The sequence below is a fragment of the Mesorhizobium sp. M1A.F.Ca.IN.020.06.1.1 genome (genome assembly GCF_004023265.1).
In the GTDB taxonomy this organism is placed as follows: domain Bacteria; phylum Pseudomonadota; class Alphaproteobacteria; order Rhizobiales; family Rhizobiaceae; genus Mesorhizobium.
The window spans coordinates 1-484 of the sequence record NZ_RZSR01001770.1 but is presented as its reverse complement, the minus strand read 5'-3'; the positions used below and the strand labels follow the sequence as shown (position 1 = coordinate 484).

The 484-nt window shown below is 66.5% G+C and carries 1 protein-coding gene; it reads right to left on the bottom strand.

Annotated elements, in window-relative coordinates; translation table 11 throughout:
• The coding region (locus EOA60_RS36805) for an aminotransferase class I/II-fold pyridoxal phosphate-dependent enzyme (protein WP_128312818.1) at positions 1-396 on the bottom strand (396 nt) is incomplete at its 3' end.
• Between the last annotated feature and the right edge of the window lie 88 nt (positions 397-484).

The following is a 484-nucleotide window of genomic DNA, read 5'->3' as shown; positions in this document are numbered from 1 at the left end:
CCGCGCCCCCTCATGCGCGCTGGCATGGACGAGTTCGTCCAGCACGATCAGGTCGCCGTTCTGGGGCAAGGTTGTCAGCACGGCGAAATTGCCGACATAGCCGCCGCCGAAGAACAGCGCGCGCTCGGCGCCGAAGAAGTCGGCTGCCTTGGCTTCGAGCGCTTCGTGCTCGGGCGCGTTGCCGCGCAGGAGCCGCGAGCCGGTCGCTCCAATGGGGGTGCCGGCGGCGAGTGCCGCCCCGACCGCCTCCGCCATACGTTTCGAGCGCGCGAGGCCAAGATAGTCATTGGAGGCGAAGTCGAGACCCAAGTGGGAGCTCAACTTCCGTAGCCGGCTCTTGCGGGCGAGACCATTCAAGGTCGCCTCATAGCGGTCGAATAGGCCTTGCAAACTCACTGCGCTTCGCGCTCCATCGGCTTGATGCCCAGCCGGCGGAACAGCGCGCTGTCCTTGTCCTCTCCGGGGTTATCGGCGGTCAGCAAGG